Below are 17,539 nucleotides of genomic sequence, written 5' to 3'. Positions count from 1 at the left end.
CGATTTAGGGCACTGCTTACTTCACCGTGAAGCGGAAAGTATAGTAGCCCGTTGCGCCACCCGCTCCAGCATTGGTTTTCACAAAATTGGCCTGCTGAAGCTTGTCGCGGCAGAGGCGTTCCTGCGAGGGTGACACGTTGCCCGACACCTTAACCACGGATTCCACCTCGCCATCATCGCTAATTTTTATCTTGAAGCGCACTACGCCGGGGTTGTCGTCTAGGGCCTCTACCACGGGCGCATTATCGAAGCGCCAGCCGCTCATTTCGAGGCCGCCGCCGCCACCGCTACCGGGGCGCGAGCCGCTGCCGCCGCTACCGGGCTCACCGTAGAGGGCCTTGGCGTTGAGCGAGCCGCGGGGGTCGCCCTGGTCGCCCACGGTGCCGGGGCGGTCGCCGTTGCTGTTGCCGGTGGGCGCGGTGCTGGTGCCGTTCGTGCCGTTGCCGCCAGCCACGCCCGTGGCGCTGCCCTTGGGCGTGTAGAGCGTGCGGGGCTGCTCGCGGGGCTTGGGCGGCGTGGGGGTGGGTGTTTCGCGCACGGGCTCCACCACGGCTTTGGGGGTGGGCTTGGTCGCGGGCGGGGCCGTGGCACCGGCGTCTTCGGCCTCGCTGGTAATCACTTTTTCCTGGGCCTCGGGCTGGGGCGGCGGGGTACGCTCTACGCGGGGCTGGGCGGGCTGGGGCGTGGGGTTGGGCTGGGCCGCGGGCGGGCGCGAGTCCTCCTTGTTGAGGGAGGCGTTGGCGGTGGCCAGCGTCTGAATGTCGCCCGAGCCGGCCGCGTCGAGGCCGTAGTTCAGCTCTACGCCATCGCCACCGAGTGGCTCAATGGGCGGGTTGGGGCCGTTGAATTTGAGGAAGAAGCAAATGAGCGCCAGCAGCAGCACCACGGCCGCCGTGATGCCCAGGGCTTCGCGCCGATGCTCTTCGGGATAGTCGAGGGCCATCTTTTCAATTATCAGTTAGCAGTGAGCAATGAACAGTAACTGGTCAGTAATCAATTCACAACGTGCAGTATACGAGAACTGCTCATCGTTCACTGCTCACTGCTGATTACTTACCCGCGGCCTGTTGCGACTGCGTGGCCATTACCATCTTCATTTTCAGGCGATTACCAATTTCAAGCACATCCACCAGCTTCTGCACATTCAGGCCGGCATCCACGCGCAGCACTACGGTAGGCTGCGCCTCGGCGGGCTGGCCGGGCACGATGAGAGCGCGCAACTCGGGCTCCAGGGTAGTGGCCGTAACGGGCTTTTTATTCACAAAATACTCGCCCGCCGCATTGATGCTCACTGTGATGGGCTGCTTCATCACCTGCTTGCTGCTTTTCGCATTGGGCAGTAAGAGCTTGATAACGTTGGGGTTAACCATCGTGGATACAATCAGGAAGAACAACATCAGAAAGAACATGATGTCGTTCATCGAGCTGGTCTCGACGTGGGAAGACAGACGGCGGCGGCGGGAAAGGTTCATCTTTGAGCTGTTAGCTTTTGGCTGTTAGCTATTAGCTTTTTTTGCTACACGCCTTCTTTAAAAGACTAACAGCTAGCCGCTAATAGCTAAAAACTCAAAAATTAGTTGTCCTGCAAAATATCCATGAACTCGACGGCCGAGTTCTCCATGCGGAACACCATGCGCTCGACCAGAATGCTGAGCCAGTGGTAGCCGATGTGGGCGATGATGCCCACGATGAGGCCCGCCGCCGAGGTCACCATCTTGGTGTAGAGGCCGCCGGCAATTTGGGTGATGCCGAATTCGCCGCTGCTGGAGATGGCGTAAAAAATCTTAATAACGCCGATAATCGTGCCCACGAAGCCCAGCATGGGCGCAATACCCGCGATGATGCCCAGGATACTGATGTTTTTTTCGAGGCGGGCAATCTCGATTTTGCCCACGTTTTCGACGCTGGCCTCAATCTCGGTGATGGGCAGGCCGATGCGGCGCAGGCCTTTTTCCACCATGCGGGCCAGCGGCGAGGGGTTTTGGGCGCAGTAAAGCTTTGCGCCTTGCAGGTCGCCTTTCACCATGAGCGCCCGAATACCGCTCATAAACGACTCGGGGTTGCCGGCGGCACTGCGGATGGTGAGGTAGCGCTCGGCAATGATGTAGACCGATACCACGAGCAACAGCAGAATGGGGAGCATTATCCAGCCCCCCTTCAGCAGCAGGTCGATGAGCGAGAGGCCGGGGTCGGCGTTAGCGGCGGCGGTGGTCGCCGCGGCGGCCGTATCGGTGGCAACGGTCGTGAGGGCCGGGCCGGCTTGCAGCAGGAAAACGAACATTCAGCGGAAACAGGAAGAACAGGATAATTTACAAGAACTTATAAATCTTGCAACTACTTATCATTCAGTAATTTACAACTGAAATCTAAGTATAGGCCGGACCAGCCTAGTAAGGCAAGACGGTCAGGCCTTTGTCGAAATGCGGATTCTGGCGCAGGCGTGCAGCGGCCACCGTAGCCGTGGGCTTGTCAGCAAAATCTACGGCCGACAGGCGGTACAGGCGGCTACCCGCGGGCGGGCAAATCACCTTGGCCGGGCGGCCGGCGTGGGCCAGGTTGCGGCGACCTTCTTCGGCCCGTGCGAGCGACGAGTACGCGGCTACGATGAGATAGTAACGGCCGGTGCGGGCTTTAATTGTGGTGGGCCCGGCAACGCCCGCGGGGGCCAGGGCGGCGGCAGCTACCACGGGGGCCGCCACAATTGCCACTTTAGGCGCGGCGGCGTGGGCGACAACCGCCTTGGGGGCGGCGGCGTGGGCAATTGCCGCCTTAGGGGCGGCGGTATGGGTAACCACCACCTTGGGGGCTGCCAAGGTTACGGATTTGCTGCTCTTCACGCTCACCACCGGGCGCACAGTAGGGGCTGGGGCAACGGCAACTGGGGCAAGTGCCGCGGCCGGCCGGGGAGCCGTGGCCGCGGCGGCATAAGAAGTGGTGAGGGCCGTGGTGCCGGGCTTGCGCAGAGCCATGGGCACGGGCTTAGCTACGTTGCTTTCGTCGGCGAGGGCAATGGCGGCGGCGGCGGGCACTTTGCCGGCTTTGGTGCGGGGCCGGAGCGGGCTGGTACGGCCCCGCGAAAGCAGGGCATCGACCGGGTCAACCGTTTGACCAGGGGTTGGGATACTGGCAACTGGCACGGCAGCCACGGTCGCTGGCTTGGGTGCGGCAACAATAGCCTTGACCGGAGCCTTGGCTACGGAATCAACAGTAACCGCTACTGGCGCTGCTACTTCGGTAACTGGCGCAGTAAAGCTGGGTTGGGCCAGCGCGGCTTGCTGAGCCACCACCGGGCGGGCAGTTTCTTCCCAGCGCGGCAGGTAGCCCTGCCAGGCAGTGGGCACGGTATCCGGGTGCAGGTTTAGGAGGTAGAGCCCCGCCACGGCCAAGCCGGCCAGCAGGCCGATGGTGGTGGCCGGCACCAAGCGCCGCAGCCGCAGGCCGCGGCTAGCCGAGCGCAGGCGCGGCACCAGCTGGGCCTGCTGCTCGCGGGCCAGGCGGGCGTCGAGCACGGCCATGGGGTGAGCCGTGAGCTCGGGCAAGCCGAAGGCGGCGGCCAGCAGGTTGTCGGTGCCGGTATACTCAAACTGCAATCCACGGCCCGGCTGCTGGCGAAACACGCCAATGCCGGGTAGCTCAGTGCGCTGCTGATTTTGCAGTTCGTGGTGCAGGGCGGCCACGGCCTGGCGCAGGGCCTCGCGGGCCTCGGCGGCGGGCAGGCCTAGGTGCTCGCGCAGGGCATCGACGAGCAGGCCGTCGTTGCGGGTGAGGGCTTGGTTGAAAGCTACCTGGCGGGTGGGCGGGCTGAGCAGATGCCGGCCGCCGGGCTGCACCCGGGCCGGAACAGACTCGGCCACCAGGCCCCCAAAATCCGGGATTATCACGCAGTCGTGGTCGCGGAGCAAAGGGCGTAGGTGGTCGGAGAGGTTCATCTTTTTAATGGTTAATTGTTAATGATTAGTGATTAATAGTGGGCAGCATACTAACGAAAGGGATTTCATTAATCATTGACCGTTAATCATTAACCATTAAATCAGAAGCTATACGTGAGGCCGCCAATGACATTGATACCCTGACTTTGGTAGTTCAGGTAACGCTGGTATTTGCGGTTGGCGAGGTTGTTCCCCATTGCAAAGATGCTGAATTTTGGGGTAATCCGGTAATCGGCCCGCAGGTTGAGGTCGACAACGGCGTTGGTTTGGTGGTCCACCACCGCATAGCCGGGATAATCGAGACGTGGCTCCCGGCCTACCCCGTAGTTGGCCGAGTAATAGTAAAAATTGGCCCCGAGCAGCAGCTTATCGGTGGCATTGTAGGTGCCGTAGAGCGTGCCGATAAAGGCCGGCCGGCCGTAGGCCTGCGCCAACGACTTGACGCCGTAGTAGTTATAATCAGCCTTCACCCCCACCCGCACCTTTTCCGAGGCGCTGTAAAGCGCTTCGGCGTGCACGTTGGCCACGTTGATGGTAGTGCTGTCGTAGGCGAGGTCAAACTTGCTGGTATCGGCCACCGAGTTGCGGTAGAAGTACAGGTTGCGCGAGCGGCCAAAAGTAGCGCGGGCCGCCAGCTCCAGGCCGCTAATGGGCGTGGCCGTGAAGCCAGCGTAGACCGTGGGGCCGGCGTGGGTATCAGCCAGGGTTTGGCCGGGGGCCAGCCAGGGGTTTTCCTGGCTGAGGTCGTAGCGCGTGACGCGCTGAATGGCCCCCCCCAGACCGCCGTAGAGTTGAAATTTCTCGGGTACGATGGCGTAGCCTACCCGCACCGCCGGGTTTATCATGCCCTTGCCCACGCCGTTGAGGGCATCGCCGCTGTAGCCCAGCGTGGCCCCCAGCGTGAGGGTGAGGCCGGTTTTGCCGGTTAGCTCGTAAGCAGGCGTGGCCTGAAAGAAATTGCGCGAGCGGGTGGCATTGCCACTCAGGCCCAGCGGCTGCTTGTCGGAGATGAAGGAGCCCTGCGCGTCGAGGGTGAGGCGGCTGGTTTCGCTGAGCGCGTAGCCAGCCTTACCATCAATTAGCAGGTTGTTTTCGCTCACATCGAAGTGGTCACCGGAGTAGCGGTAGCCCACGCCCACCTCGTATTGCAGGGGGGCATCGGCGGCGCGGTTGCGGGCATAGGCCCGCACGCCGAAGCGGGTAAAGGTCTGCTTGAGGGCGTCGCTCTCGGGGGTGGCCAGCAGCTTACTGCGGTCGTAGCCGTAGAAGTTGTAGCGCTCGCGGGCCACGTCCAGGGCCGCGCCGAAGGTGGTGGCACCCTTGTAGTACTCGCCGGTGAGGGCAGCGCTGGTCTGGCTCACGCCCGAGTTCTGGCCATCGATGGGGCCGGTATTCGAGCTGTTGTGGCGCACATCGAGGCCATAGCTGTACTGGTCGTTGCGGGTCGAGTGCAGGTGGGCACGGCCGTACACGGAGCCGTAGTTGCCCACGCCCAGCTTCACGTAGTTGCCGGTGAGGGGGGTGAGCTCCTCCTGGGCCACGGTGAGCACCTGCACCGAGGGGTTGAGGCGAGTGGCGGGCAGCCGGAAATCGGGGTAAGTATAGGTGACCTGCCGGTTGGGCTTGGGCGGCGGGGCCAGCTTGATTTTCTCGAAGTTGCGGGTGGCCTCGGGCAGGGTATTCACCCGGTCTTTCACAATCTCAATCTCGGCATCCTGGATGGTGCCGCGCGGCTTGCCCTTGCCGGGTTGGGTCTGGGCCTGCGCCCCAAACGTGCTGGCTCCGCCCAGGCCCAGGGCCAGCAGGAAGACCCGGCCGGCGGCGGTAGTAAAGCTTGATTTTAGCACCTCTAAACGTTTCATTTATACGAAATTATACCAGCGAGCTACTAAACACTTTAGGGCTTGGCGGCCGGTTTGCGCACCGGCGCTTTAGCCGGGGCGGGTTTGGTGGGCGCGGGCGTGGCGGGCTTCACGGGCGCTGCTTTAGCGGGCACGGCGGGGGCAGCTTTAGCCGGCGCGGTGGGCTTGGCGGGCGTCTTGGTGGGTGCGGGTGCCTCGGCCGGGGCCGGGGCATCGTCGCTGGCGGGCAACGCTTTGAGGCGCTGGCGCGCGCCGTCGATGACCTCAGCCACCGGGAATTTATTGTCGATAACGGAGTTCAAAGTAGCCCGCGCCTGGAAGATGTCGCGCTGGGCCGTGTACACGTCGGCGAGCAGCAAAAAGGCGCGGCCCTGCCACAGCTCGTAGGCGCTGTAGGCCGAGTTGACCTTAAAGGCTTCCGTGATGGCTTCGTCGTATTTCTTCTGTTTAAAAAGCACTTCTGCCAGCGTGTACTGGGCTTCGGCCCCGGTGACGTCGCTGGGGGCGGCGGCCACAGTAGCGGCTAGCTCGGTGGCCGCCTGGTCGAGGTTGCCGAGCTTGGCGTCGGCCTTGCCTTGGTAAAGCAGGGCGGTGTTGGTGGCGTTGGCGGTGGCGCCGGCCAGGGTGCTGAGGTCGGTGGCGGTGCTGCGGGCCTTGGCGTAGTCGCCGCCGTCGTAGTAGGCCTTGAGCAAGCCTAGCGTGGCGGTGGCTACCTCGCGGCGGTTGGTCGAAGCTTGGCGCAGGCGGTCGTAGTACTTGATGGCCTCGGGGTAGTTCTTATTGTCGAGCTCCAGGTCGGCCACGCGGCCCACGGCACGGGTCACAAACTCGCTCTTGTTCTCGGCTACTACGGCCTTGAGCAGCGGCAGCGCCTTGGCCTTGTCGCCGGTGCGCAGGTACGAATCGGCCAGGATAAAGCGGGCGTCGGGAGCCAGCGCGTTATCGGGATACTGCTGCAAATAAGCCTGCACGCGGGGCAGCGCCTGGCTGTATTTCTCGGCTAAGTACAGCGACTTGGCGGCCTCAAACTCGACGCTTTCGGTAGCCTTGCTGTTCGGGTTTTGGGCCTTGAAACCAGCTAATGCCTGGTCAAACTCCTCGTTGCGGCCCAGGGCGGCCAGGCTTTCCTGCAAGCTGTAGAGGGCCTGCTGGGCGGCGGCGCTGCGCGGGTAGTCAGTCAATACCTTCTGGAAATCGACCACGGCCTTGTCGTGCTGCTCCAGGTTGGCGTAGGCTACGCCGCGGCGCTGGTAGGCCTCGGGCAGCAGGCTGGACGTGGGCCGGTTTTGGATAAGGCGGGTGAAGCCCTCAGCCGCCGGGCCGTAGTCGCCGGCCTGAAACGCCAACTGCGCTTGTTGGAACACGGCCTGCTCGGCGTAGCGCGAGTCGGGGTTGCTCTTGAGCAAAGAGGATAAGGTCTGGTCGGCCTCGTCTTTGCGGCCAAGCAGGCCCAGCGTCACGCCCTTCTGGTAGTAGGCGTAGTCCTTGTCGGCGGCGTTGGCCTGAATAACTTTGTCGTACTGCGCCAGGGCCGCGGTATAGTCCTTGGCGATGTAGTAGGTGTCGCCAAGGCGCAGCGTGGTATCGTAGTAGTTGGGGTCGGTGGGCTTGGCGGCCGGGTCGGCGAGGTAGGCCTGGAACTGGGGCTGGGCCTTGGCGTACTGCTTGGTGTTGTAGTAGGCGTAGCCCAGGCCGTAGCGGGCCAGCTGCACGTACTGGGTTTCGTCGTCGCTCACGCCACCCTGACGGGCCGAGCGGGCGGCGGCGGCGTAGGCGTTGATGGCATCGGGGTACTGCTGGCCCACCGAGTAGATTTCGCCGCGCAGCACCTGGGCGGCGGCGCGCAGGGCGTCGTCCTGCGGGTACTTGAGGCTTTTATCGAGCAGCGGCAGGGCCTGGCTGTAGTTGCCATCATTATAAAGGGTGGCGGCCTGCGCGTAGGCAATGCGCTGGTAAGTACCGCTGAGCTTGTCGCCGCGGTCGTCGCCGAGGCCTTCGAGGTAGGCCAGCGCGCCGGCGTAGTCGGTGCTCGACAGGAAGCCGTCGCTGAGCAGCTGGTCCACCACGGGCTGGTTTTTGGAGCGCGGGTACTTGCGGCGGAAGTCGCGCAGGGCGGTAATCACGTCGGGCAAATTACCCAGCTCGTACTGCACCTGGGCGTACTTGAGCGTCGCGTTTTCCGACACCGTTTTCTCGATGGTGCTCTGGCGGGCGGCGTCGAAGGCGGCCAGGGCGGCCGTTTTCTGGCCGTCCTGCAAGTAGCTCAGGCCCAGATGGTACGCGGCGTTCTGACCCAGCGAGTCGCGGCGGGCGGCCACGTTCTTGAGGTTGGTAATGGCGCTTTTATAGTCGCCCTGCTTGTAGTTGGCGAAGCCGATTTTATATTGCAGGCCGGGTTCGACTTTGCCCTTGTGGGCAGTGGCGTACTGGTCGAAATACGGGCTGGCGGCCTTGTAGTCCTGCTTTTGGTAGTACGCATCGCCCACCAGCAGTTGAATCTCGTCGGCGCTTTGGGGCGGCGGGGTTTGCTGCAAGGCCTTGGCCGCGTAGGCGATGAGGCCGTCGTAGTCGCCCTCCTTGTAGTAAAGCTGGGTCATGATGGCCGGCACCACGCCGCGGTAGGCGTCGTTTTCGGCGGCCACCAGCAGGTCTTTGCGGGCCCCGGCGTAGTCGCCGGCCTGGTAGGCCAGGTAGCCGGCGTAGTACGAGCTGGCGTAGCGGTACTGACTGACTTCCTGCTTGTTACGGTCGAACAGGATGCGGGCCTGGTCGTATTCCTTGAGCTGAAAGTGGCTGTAGCCCAGCTTGAAATCGGACTCGGTGCGTTGGCTGGCGCTGAGGTTGGCGGGGGCCACCTTTTGGAAATAGGCACTGGCCTGGCCGTAGTTCTGCTGGTCGTAGTAGAACTTGGCCAACTCGAAATACGCCACCGCGGCGCGCGGGTGGGCCGGGTGCAGGCGGGCAAAATCGAGGATGAGCCCCTCGGCATCGGGGTGCAGCAGGTAGAGGCCGCTCACGGCGTAGTAGTACTCGGCATCGGCCAGGCGCTCCTGGCGGCCGCTGGCGGCGGCGGGGCCGCTTTGCTCGCCGGCGCGGGTGGCCCCGGCCTGCTGGTACTGCTGAAAGGCCTGCTGGGCCGCGCCGTACTGCTTTTTATCAAACAGGTCGAGGCCTTCCTGAAAGTAGCGCTCGGGGCTGGCGTTGGTTTGGGTGAGCTGGGCGTGGGCAAGCTGGGGCTCGGCGGCGGCGGCACCCAGCAGGGCGGCGGCCAGCGTGAGCCGGGGGGGTAGCTTCATGTAGGGCAGCGGTTCGGTGGGGCGGGCGGGCCAATTGGGGGCGCGTCCGTATTGGTCAAAAGTAGCGAGAAAACGCGGGCCGGGGGGTTTGGGCGGCCGGGCGTAGGTGTAGAGAACGTGAGGAGGTAAAGTTTGGTACGTGGGAGCTGCTGGCTAGTCCAGGCCACCAGTGACAGCATACCAACCTCCGGCTATATTTGATGGATTTTTTCTTCCGCTACTTCCATCAATCCCTTTTTTCTGTGCAAATTTTTACTTTCCGATTAGTATTGCTACTGCTACTGACCCTGCTGGCGGGTTCGGCGCGCGCGCAGCGCGTGGCGATGGGCAACTATCATACCCTGACCATTCACGCTGATGGCACGCTTTGGGCCTGGGGCGACAATAGGTTTGGGCAGGTAGGCACGGGCACTACCACCATGCAGCTTGCGCCCGTGCAAGTGGGCACGGCCACTACTTGGCAACGCGTGATTGCGGGGGAATTTCACTCGATAGCCATTCGCACCGACGGCACGCTCTGGGCCTGGGGCAATAATGAGTTTGGACAGCTGGGTACCGGTACTACCGCTCGCGTGCTAGCGCCAGTGCAGATTGGCACTGCTACCACTTGGCAGCGCGTAAGCAGCATTTCTGTACACACCGTGGCCCTGCGTACCGATGGCACGCTCTGGGCCTGGGGCAATAACGTTTACGGGCAGCTCGGCACCGCTGGCACCAGCAGCCCGCAACTAACCCCCCGGCAAGTTGGGACGGCCAGCACCTGGCAGAGTGCGGCGGCCGGCTACCTGCACACGGTAGCGCTGCAGCAGGATGGTACCCTGTGGGCCTGGGGTAATAACACCTATGGGGAGCTTGGTGACGGGAGCACCACCAGCCAACCTACTCCGCAACAAATTGGCACGGCTACCAACTGGCGCACCGTAACGGCCGGCAACAACAATACGCTGGCCATTCGCACCGACGGCACCCTCTGGGCCTGGGGCAATAATGACAACGGCCAGACTGGTACCAACCAAATTCGGCCGACCCAGTTGGGCACGGCCACTACCTGGCAAAGCGTAGCAAGCAACCAGTTGCATACGGTAGCCCTGCGCACTAATGGCAGCCTGTGGAGCTGGGGAGCCAATCAATGGGGACAGCTCGGCAATGGAACTACCACCGGCCTGGGCGGCCCCAGTCAGGCGGGGGTAACTACCAATTGGCAAGAGGTAGCCTTGGGCTACAGCAGCACGGCGGCCCTGCGCACCGACGGCACCCTCTGGGCCTGGGGCTACAACGACTATGGGCAGCTCGGCACCGGGGCCGGGCCCCACCGGCTACCTACGCAAGTGGCGACCCCCAGTACGTGGCGCAGCATTTCTGCGGGCAACGCCTATACGGTGGCCGTGCGGGCCGATGGTACGCTTTGGACCTGGGGCCACTATACTTACGACCCGGGCGGAGAAAGCAATACCATTAACCGGAGCACTCCTGCTCAGCTGGGTACCGGCACCACCTGGCAGCAAGTGAGCGTGGGAGACGGCCACACGCTGGCCCTACGCCAGGACGGCACCCTCTGGGCCTGGGGTAATAATTATAGCGGGCAGCTCGGCATCGGCTCCACTGCCTACCAGCCTGCCCCCGTACAGGTGGGCACGGCTACCACCTGGCAACACCTGGCAGCCGGCGTCGATTATTCGCTGGCCATTCGCACGGATGGCACCCTCTGGGCGTGGGGCAATAATGTATACAGCCAGTTTGGAGCAGGCCTCGGCCGGCAGACTACCCCCGTGCAATTGCACCCAGCCGCCCACTGGAAGTTTGTCGCTACCGGCGAAAATGCTATCCTGGCCATTCGGACAGATGGCAGTATGTGGGCCTGGGGCTACAACTATTACGGGCAGCTGGGCGATGGCACCAACACCGACCGCCGGGAAGCGGTGCCCGTAGGAGATGGAGCCACTTGGCAAAGCGTATCCGTTTCTTATTTACACACGCTGGCCCTGCGCGCCGATGGCACCCTTTGGGCCTGGGGCAGCAACAGCTACGGCCAGCTCGGCAACGGCACCAAAATCAGCGCGAATACCCCCATACGAGTAAGTTCGGGCGCGGCTACCACTTGGCAAAGCGTGGGCACTGGAAGCTACCATTCGGTAGCCCTGCGCCAGGATGGCACGCTTTGGGCTTGGGGCTACAACGGCAACGGCCAACTTGGCACGGGCACCACTACTACCGAGCTTGCGCCTTCTCCGGTTGGCACCGGGAGCAGTTGGCAAACGACCACCGCAGGCGGTGATTATTCGGCAGCTATCCGCGCAGATGGCTCGCTCTGGACGTGGGGTTACGATTACTATGGTCAGCTAGGCCTTTCCAATGCCAATGCTTCTCCCCTACGCATTGCTGACGGCACGCCGCTAGCGGCCAATACCGCCAGTGTAGCCACCGCCTGGCAGCTGGTCCCCAACCCCGCCCACGGCCGTGCCCAGTTGCGTGGCCTGCCCGCCGGCCCCGGGGCCGGCCAGCTCTTCGACGCCCAGGGCCGCCTGGTGCGCACCACCACCACAGACGAAGTCGAGCTGGCAGGCTTGGCCCCAGGCCTCTACCTGCTGCGCGCCGCGGCCGGCGGGGCCACCCGCACCCTACGCCTGGTGGTGGAGTAACACTACCATTTTCTGCTCGCCTATTATCACGCAACATATTTTACGTCAATATTTTACATATTAATCAACCTTTTTTACATGCAAAATTTTTACTTAGTAGCTAAGCTTTGGGCCTGCCTGCTGCTGCTGGCCTGGGCCCAGCCGGCGCAGGCGCAGCGGCTAGCCGTGGGGGCCTACCACACCACCGCTATTTTCCCAAACGGCACCCTCTGGACGTGGGGCAACGGCGGTAGCCGACAGTTGGGCACCGGCAGCTTGGTTAATCAGCCCCTGCCCGCGCAAGTGGGCATCACCACCACCTGGACCAGCGTAGCCGCCGGGCAATTCAACACGGCGGCCATCCGCACCGATGGCACCCTCTGGGCTTGGGGCAGCAACAGCTACGGCCAACTCGGCAACGGCACCACCACCAGCCAGGCCGCGCCCGTGCAGGTGGGCACCGCCACCACCTGGCGCAGCGTAAGCATTGGCTACGGCCACCTAGTGGCCGTGCGCACCGACGGCACGCTCTGGGCCTGGGGGTACAACGACCAGGGTCAGCTCGGCGATGGCACGACCACCAACCAGCCCATGCCCGTGCAAATTGGCTTGGCTACCACCTGGCGTAGCGCTACGGCGGGGTTCAGCCATACCGTGGCCGTGCGCCAGGATGGCACCCTCTGGGTCTGGGGCAGTGGTTACGCCACCGGCAGCCCGGCCAATCAGCTGAGCCCCGTGCAGCTGGGCACCGCCACCTGGCGCACGGCCAGCGCGGGCCAGGGGTACACGCTGGCCGTGCGTCAGGACGGCACCCTCTGGAGCTGGGGCAACAACCAGTTTGGCCAACTGGGCGATGGCACAACCACCAGCCACAGCGCCCCGCAGCAGGTGGGCACCGCCACTACCTGGCAAAGCGTGGCCGCCGGCTTTTCGCACGGCCTGGCCCTGCGCCAGGACGGCAGCCTCTGGGCTTGGGGCGCCGACCGGGCGGGCCAGCTCGGCGACGGGGCTACCACCAGCCAGCTTAGCCCGGTGGCGGCCGGGGCCGGGGCTACCTGGCTAAGCATAGCCAGCAGCTCGGGGTCCAGCCACTCGGCGGCCCTGCGCCCCGATGGCACCCTCTGGACGTGGGGCCTCAACAACAACGGCCAGTTGGGCGCAGGCTTTACCAAGCAGCTTATGCCCCTGCCCGTAGCCACCACCACCTGGGCCAGCGTAGGCGCGGGCTCCAATAGCACGCTGGGCCTGCGCCCCGACGGCACCTTCTGGACCTGGGGCGACAGCCCCAACGGCCAACTGGGCACCGGCACCACCAACGACCAGCCGGCCCCCACCCAGGTAGGCACCGCTACCTGGCGCAGCGTGAGCGTCGGCCGTTGGCATATGGCCGCTATCCAGACCAACGGCACCCTCTGGACCTGGGGTGGCAACCAGTTTGGAGAGCTCGGCCTGGGCACCTCTACCAACCAGAATACCCCCGTGCAAGTGGGCACCGCCACCACCTGGCTAAGCGTGAGCGCGGGCGACTTCTATACCCTGGCCGTGCGCCAGGATGGTACCCTCTGGGCCTGGGGCACCAACGACCAGGGCCAGCTCGGCGATGGCACGACCACCAGCCATAGCACGCCGCAGCAGGTGGGCACCGCCACCACGTGGCGCAGCGTGCGCGCGGGCACCTACCACGCCCTGGCCCTGCGCCAGGATGGCACCCTCTGGGCCTGGGGCAGTAATGGCGCTGGCCAGCTCGGCACCCCTACCGCCACTACCAGCCAGCTTACGCCCGTGCAGGTGGGCACGGCCACTACGTGGGCCAGCGTAACGTCTGGTATCTTCCACACCGTAGCCCGGCGCACGGACGGCACCCTGTGGGCCTGGGGCGACAATACCAAAGGCCAGCTCGGTGACGGCACTACCACGCCCCAGCCCACGCCCGTGCAAGTGGGCACCGCCACTACCTGGGCCAGCGTGGCGGCCGGCAGCTACCACACCGTAGCCCTGCGCCAGGATGGCACCCTCTGGACCTGGGGCGACAATAGCTACGCCCAACTCGGCACGGGTACTACCAGCCCGCAGCTCACGCCGGGGGCAGTGGGCACCGCCACCTGGCAAGGCATAGCGGCGGGTGCCTACCATACGGCGGCCCTCCGCACCGATGGCGCTATCTGGGCCTGGGGCAATAACACCAGTGGGCAAACCGGCCAGCCCAATGCCAATCCGCTGCCCATTTACATTCCTTATCCGGCTACCGCCCTGGCGGCACTTGGCGCGGCCGGCCCGGCCACTGCCTGGCAGCTGGCCCCCAACCCTGCCCACGGCCGCGCCCAGTTGCGTGGCCTGCCCGCCGGCCCCGTAGCCGGCCAGCTCTTCGACGCCCAGGGCCGCCTGGTGCGCACCACCACCACGGCCGAGGTCGAGCTGACGGGCCTCGCCCCCGGCCTCTACCTGCTGCGCGCCGCGGCCGGCGGGGCTACCCGCACCCTGCGCCTGGTGGTGGAGTAAAGCAAGGCGTTGCTCATTGTAAAAGAGGTGGCTGCCAGCATTTGGCAGCCACCTCTTTTGCTAAAGCAGCATCCTCACCCACTAGGCCGACTACTGAAATCTGACCGGGTTAAATCGGCTTTACTCTTACTTAATTACTTGAATTATAATAATTTATATAATTTTTGCGTAGGTACCTGGTGCGTGCCACCCGGGTAGCTGGGCAGCACGCGCAGGGCTTCGGCAAAAAGCGGCCCGCTGAGCTGGCAAGACGACGCCCCGTCAGGCAAAGGAGGTTCTGAATTCCAGCGGCGAGAGGTTCGTTTTGGTTTTGAACAGCTTGCTGAAGGAGGGCAGGTGCTCAAACCCCAGCTCGTAGGCGATTTCGCTCACGGTCAGGCTAGTGGTCGATAATTTTTCCTTGGCTTTGGCAATCAGCTTCGCATGAATGTGCTGCTGCGTGTTTTGCCCGGTTAGGGTGCGCAGCAGATTACTCAAGTACTTGGGCGAAAGGTGCAGGTACTCCGCCACGTAGCGAACCGTGGGCAAGCCTCTTTCCACTAAATCAGTGCTGTTGAAGTATTCGTGCAGCAGGGTTTCTACCCGTTCGAGCACCTGGTGGTTGGCCTTTTCCCGGGTAATGAACTGGCGGTTGTAAAACCGGTCAGCATAGTGCAGCAAGCCCTCCACTTGCGAGATAATAATCTGTTTGCTAAACCGGTCGATGTTAGCGCTATACTCCTGCTCAATGGCCCGAATAATGTGCATAATAGTCGCCTCTTCCTTAGCCGAAAGGAACAAGGCTTCGTGGAGCGAATAATCCCAGAAGTCGTAGTGCTTGATGGTTTTGGCCAGCGGCGTATTCCAGATAAAGTCGGGGTGGATGTAGACCACCCACCCCGACTTTTCTACGGCGGCGGCTTTGTCGGCAACCGCCATGCTAAACACTTGGCTGGGAGCCATGAAGGACAGGATACCTTCGTTGAAGTCAAACGGATGCTGCCCATATTTCACTTGGACATTGCGCATTCTTTTAACCGAAATCGCGTAAAAATCCAGGAGCATCGTCACGGGCTCCTCGCCCTGTTGGGGCGGCACGGTGCCCACGTCCAGCACGCTAATGAGCGGGTGTTGCGGCTTGGGCAGCTGCATGGCCTCATGAAACGCACTTATCGTTTTGAAATGTCTCATGCCGGCTCGTCTTCTTTTCTTATTTCCAGTACCAGCTTGCCCCGTACGTGCCACGTTTCGCTTTGGCGGTGCGCGGCGGCCACTTGGGCCAACGGGTACACCTGGCTGATAAAAACCTTCACCTGGCCGGCGTCAATCAGCGCGGCCATCTCGGCTAGCCATTCCTGCCGGGGCTGGTTGGCCGATAGCTCGCCGGTAGCGTGTTTCTGAGCCAGGGCGGCGGTCACTTCTTCGTTAAACGGAAAGTCCACGTTGACACTCACGAAGATACCCCCGTCTTTTAGGACGGCCACCGCTTTCAGGCGCTCCGCATTGTCGCGCAGGGGCGAGGCTTCGAGCACCACGTCCACGTTGGGCACCACCTCGGCCAGCTGCTGGCTCCGGTAGTCGAGGACCTCGTCGGCCCCCAGCTCCTGCACATACGCCAGGTTGCCGGCCGAGGCGGTCCCGATTACGTAAGCCCCTTTTGCTTTGGCAAACTGCACCGCGAAGCTCCCCACCCCACCCGAAGCCCCTTGAATTAGAATGCGTTGGCCGGGCCGGAGCTTGCCTTGCTCGAAGAGGGCCGTCCAGGCCGTGAGGCCAGCCAGCGGCACGCCGGCCGCCACGTTAAAGCCAATGCTTTTGGGCTTGAGGGCAAATTGGCTGGCTTTGGCCGCGCAGTATTCGGCGTAGCTGCCATCGGCAAAAAAGTTGGTTTCCCCGTACACGGCATCCCCTTTTTGAAAGGCAGTTACCGCGCTGCCGACTTCTTCGACAATGCCGGCCGCATCACACCCCAGGGTCATCGGCAATTTCAAAAAAGCGCGCAAGCCGTTGCCGCCCTCCCGAATTACCCAGTCCACCGGGTTTACGCCGCTGGCATACACCTTGATTAAAATTTCATCCGCCGCCGGCACCGGCCGCGCAATGTCGGCTACTTGCAGGACCTCCGGGCCCCCAAATGCCTGAATTCTTACCGCTTTCATAAGGAGTTGTTTTTGTTTTTATTGACTATGCAAAGGTCACCCCTGCCTGAAAAGCGGGTTTATTCAAACTGCCCTTTGTTTTAGTCGAAATGCCGAAGGGTAGCGGCCCGGCGCGCGGGGCGGGCAACTCACTGGAAACGCGCCGAGCTAAAGCATTTAGCCTATTTACTTATAAATCAATAGCTTATGAATAGGTTCGACCGCATCGTGACGCTGCTCATTCAGCTACAAACCCGGCGCGTGGTGAGTGGCCCCGCCCTGGCCGCGCAGCTTGGGGTGAGCCTGCGCACCATCTACCGCGACATGCGTACGCTGGAGCAGGCCGGGGTGCCGCTCTTTGGCGAGCCCAACGTGGGCTATTCCCTGGCCGAGGGCTACCGCCTGCCGCCGGTCATGTTTACCCGCGAGGAAGCAGTGGCCCTGCTCACGGCTGAGAAGCTGGCCGCCCACCTCACCGACGCGCCCACGGCCCAGCTCACCGCCGCCGCCATGGACAAGCTGCGGGCCGTGCTGCGCCGCCCCGACCGCGACTACCTGCACACGCTAGCTCCTCATATCCAGGTAGTACGACACCCGGCGCAACCCCATGAGTCGAACACGTACCAGCAGCTGGTGCTGGCCATTGCCACTCAGCAGGTGGTGCACATGCAGTACCAGGCGTTGCCCACCGACCCGGTAACCCCGCGCGCCATCGAGCCCGTTGGCCTCTACCTCACCCAGCACTGGCACGTGGTGGCCTACTGCCGGCTGCGGCAGGCGTTCCGCAATTTCCGCCTCGACCGCATGCAGCAACTGGCGCTTGGTACCGAGCTTTTTGCCCCGCGCCCCGAAACCTTACAGCAGTACTGGGCCACGCAAGCCAGCCAATGGCAGCGCGAGAAAGTGGTGCTGCACCTTCAACTAGCCAGTACCCCGCCCAACCTGGTGCAGCGCCTGCACGATACCAAGCGCCAGTACGGCTGGGCCCACGAGCAGCCCCTACCCGATGGCGGCCTGGAAATGACTTTGTTTCTGGGCTCGCTGCCCTACCTGGCCGCCTGGCTGCTGCCCTACGCCAGCGCCGTAACCGTGGTGGAGCCGCCCGCCCTGCGCGAGCACCTGGGCACGCTGGCCCGGCAGGCGCACGCTTTTTTTTGTGGCCCGCCCGAAATGCTGACATAGGGCTGTCAGGGGCGAAGCGGAATTTTGTCAGGCAAA

At 63.3% G+C, this 17,539-nt stretch carries 11 protein-coding genes; 3 read left to right on the top strand and 8 right to left on the bottom strand.

The genetic code is table 11. The features are described 5' to 3' along the window. Positions 1 to 16: 16 nt before the first annotated feature. The 6 genes from ACYVGC_RS07970 to ACYVGC_RS07945 all read right to left on the bottom strand — a co-directional run bounded on the left by ACYVGC_RS07970 (position 17) and on the right by ACYVGC_RS07945 (position 9,087). Positions 17 to 943 carry a hypothetical protein gene (locus ACYVGC_RS07970; protein ID WP_460583279.1) on the bottom strand — a complete coding sequence of 309 codons (927 nt, stop codon included), beginning with the start codon at positions 941 to 943 and terminating at the stop codon, positions 17 to 19. 106 nt (positions 944 to 1,049) lie between these two features. After that, positions 1,050 to 1,472, bottom strand: a complete 423-nt coding sequence (locus ACYVGC_RS07965; RefSeq protein ID WP_460583278.1) for an ExbD/TolR family protein — start codon at positions 1,470 to 1,472, stop codon at positions 1,050 to 1,052. 101 nt (positions 1,473 to 1,573) lie between these two features. Beyond that, entirely contained in the window at positions 1,574 to 2,281 is a 708-nt protein-coding gene (locus tag ACYVGC_RS07960) for a MotA/TolQ/ExbB proton channel family protein (protein WP_460583277.1), read from the bottom strand. 106 nt (positions 2,282 to 2,387) lie between these two features. Beyond that, entirely contained in the window at positions 2,388 to 3,929 is a 1,542-nt protein-coding gene (locus ACYVGC_RS07955; protein ID WP_460583276.1) for an HU domain-containing protein, read from the bottom strand. Between the two features lie 101 nt (positions 3,930 to 4,030). Then, on the bottom strand, positions 4,031 to 5,791 hold the full coding sequence (locus ACYVGC_RS07950; RefSeq protein ID WP_460583275.1) for a TonB-dependent receptor: 1,761 nt from the start codon (positions 5,789 to 5,791) through the stop codon (positions 4,031 to 4,033). Positions 5,792 to 5,826: 35 nt separating this feature from the next. Beyond that, positions 5,827 to 9,087 carry a tetratricopeptide repeat protein gene (locus ACYVGC_RS07945; protein ID WP_460583274.1) on the bottom strand — a complete coding sequence of 1,087 codons (3,261 nt, stop codon included), beginning with the start codon at positions 9,085 to 9,087 and terminating at the stop codon, positions 5,827 to 5,829. A gap of 242 nt (positions 9,088 to 9,329) precedes the next feature. Between ACYVGC_RS07945 and ACYVGC_RS07940 the strand changes: the two genes are divergently transcribed. Both ACYVGC_RS07940 and ACYVGC_RS07935 read left to right on the top strand, forming a co-directional pair. Continuing rightward, the gene (locus ACYVGC_RS07940; protein ID WP_460583273.1) at positions 9,330 to 11,726 is read left to right on the top strand and encodes an RCC1 domain-containing protein; all 2,397 of its coding nucleotides are present in this window, start codon (positions 9,330 to 9,332) and stop codon (positions 11,724 to 11,726) included. 78 nt (positions 11,727 to 11,804) lie between these two features. Further along, the gene (locus tag ACYVGC_RS07935; RefSeq protein ID WP_460583272.1) at positions 11,805 to 14,204 is read left to right on the top strand and encodes an RCC1 domain-containing protein; all 2,400 of its coding nucleotides are present in this window, start codon (positions 11,805 to 11,807) and stop codon (positions 14,202 to 14,204) included. Positions 14,205 to 14,465: 261 nt separating this feature from the next. On the opposite strand, the gene ACYVGC_RS07930 is transcribed toward ACYVGC_RS07935, so the two are convergent. Continuing rightward, positions 14,466 to 15,335 (bottom strand): helix-turn-helix domain-containing protein, encoded by an 870-nt coding sequence (locus ACYVGC_RS07930; protein ID WP_460583271.1) that lies wholly within the window; start codon positions 15,333 to 15,335, stop codon positions 14,466 to 14,468. A 35-nt stretch (positions 15,336 to 15,370) separates the two neighbouring features. Next, the gene (locus tag ACYVGC_RS07925; RefSeq protein WP_460583270.1) at positions 15,371 to 16,342 is read right to left on the bottom strand and encodes an NADP-dependent oxidoreductase; all 972 of its coding nucleotides are present in this window, start codon (positions 16,340 to 16,342) and stop codon (positions 15,371 to 15,373) included. A 186-nt stretch (positions 16,343 to 16,528) separates the two neighbouring features. On the opposite strand from ACYVGC_RS07925, the gene ACYVGC_RS07920 reads away from it, so the two are divergent. Next, complete coding sequence (locus ACYVGC_RS07920) at positions 16,529 to 17,503, top strand: helix-turn-helix transcriptional regulator (protein WP_460583269.1); 975 nt, start codon at positions 16,529 to 16,531, stop codon at positions 17,501 to 17,503. Positions 17,504 to 17,539 lie beyond the last annotated feature (36 nt).

Source organism: Hymenobacter arcticus, assembly GCF_054779975.1.
The sequence above is the reverse complement of the archived record's forward strand: the minus strand, read 5'-3'. Positions and strand labels throughout refer to the sequence as shown.

Bases quoted from the DNA above. Each gene is read 5' to 3' on its own strand.
- ACYVGC_RS07945 (WP_460583274.1), bottom strand. From the start codon at position 9,087: ATGAAGCTACCCCCCCGGCTCACGCTGGCCGCCGCCCTGCTGGGTGCC.
- ACYVGC_RS07955 (WP_460583276.1), bottom strand. From the start codon at position 3,929: ATGAACCTCTCCGACCACCTACGCCCTTTGCTCCGCGACCACGACTGC.
- ACYVGC_RS07960 (WP_460583277.1), bottom strand. From the start codon at position 2,281: ATGTTCGTTTTCCTGCTGCAAGCCGGCCCGGCCCTCACGACCGTTGCC.
- ACYVGC_RS07925 (WP_460583270.1), bottom strand. From the start codon at position 16,342: ATGAAAGCGGTAAGAATTCAGGCATTTGGGGGCCCGGAGGTCCTGCAA.
- ACYVGC_RS07935 (WP_460583272.1), top strand. From the start codon at position 11,805: ATGCAAAATTTTTACTTAGTAGCTAAGCTTTGGGCCTGCCTGCTGCTG.
- ACYVGC_RS07920 (WP_460583269.1), top strand. From the start codon at position 16,529: ATGAATAGGTTCGACCGCATCGTGACGCTGCTCATTCAGCTACAAACC.
- ACYVGC_RS07950 (WP_460583275.1), bottom strand. From the start codon at position 5,791: ATGAAACGTTTAGAGGTGCTAAAATCAAGCTTTACTACCGCCGCCGGC.
- ACYVGC_RS07970 (WP_460583279.1), bottom strand. From the start codon at position 943: ATGGCCCTCGACTATCCCGAAGAGCATCGGCGCGAAGCCCTGGGCATC.
- ACYVGC_RS07965 (WP_460583278.1), bottom strand. From the start codon at position 1,472: ATGAACCTTTCCCGCCGCCGCCGTCTGTCTTCCCACGTCGAGACCAGC.
- ACYVGC_RS07930 (WP_460583271.1), bottom strand. From the start codon at position 15,335: ATGCAGCTGCCCAAGCCGCAACACCCGCTCATTAGCGTGCTGGACGTG.